This window comes from Flavonifractor sp. An306, from assembly GCF_002159455.1.
In the GTDB taxonomy this organism is placed as follows: domain Bacteria; phylum Bacillota; class Clostridia; order Oscillospirales; family Oscillospiraceae; genus Flavonifractor.
Window position 1 is genome coordinate 1 of sequence record NZ_NFIQ01000252.1, and the last position, 626, is coordinate 626.

Annotated in this window: 1 protein-coding gene; it reads right to left on the reverse strand. The window is 54.0% G+C overall.

Features of this window, described 5'->3' with window-relative positions:
* Window positions 1–66: 66 nt before the first annotated feature.
* Window positions 67–626 (reverse strand): SpaA isopeptide-forming pilin-related protein (locus B5F88_RS20975; protein ID WP_275532965.1); only part of this gene is annotated, 560 nt, incomplete at its 5' end.

Genomic DNA, 626 nt, shown 5'->3' on the forward strand with positions numbered 1-626 from the left:
TGGCCGCAAGCGGTTTTTGCCTGATGAATCAAATCCCAAAAAGCATCCGGATTATCCTCTGTAATTTTAGTAACATGGTCTTGCTCTGCCGTAATGATCACCTCTTTTTATCTGCCGGGCATCCTGTGGCAATACCCAAAGCTCAAACTTTGCCCCCTGCAGAGCATTGCCGGTGACGGAATCAATCTTCCTGATGGTCAGGCCCGGTTTCTTCTCGTTCTCAATGGTGATTTCGGTGGTCTTACCGGGCCGCAGGTAGACCTCATGGGGGGTGGAGTCCAGGATGTAGCCCTCCGGGGCCTGGATTTCGGTAACGATGTAGTAGCCCTCATCCAAGTGGATATTCTCAATGGTAATGGAACCGTCTTGGCCTACGGGGAAGGCTCCGATCTTCACGCCCGCCTTGGTCTTGACCTCAAAGATGGCCCCCGTCAGGGCGTTGCCGTTGATGTCCACCTTGTGGATAGTCAGTGTGGGCCGCTTGTAATTCTGGAACTGTACCGTGGCGTCCCGATTCGGCTCCAAGGTCACCTGCTGAGGGGTGGTATCCAGGATATAATTCTCCGGCACACTCTGCTCGGTGACGGTATAAACGCCGGGCAGCAGGTTCTCAATAGTCACGGTGC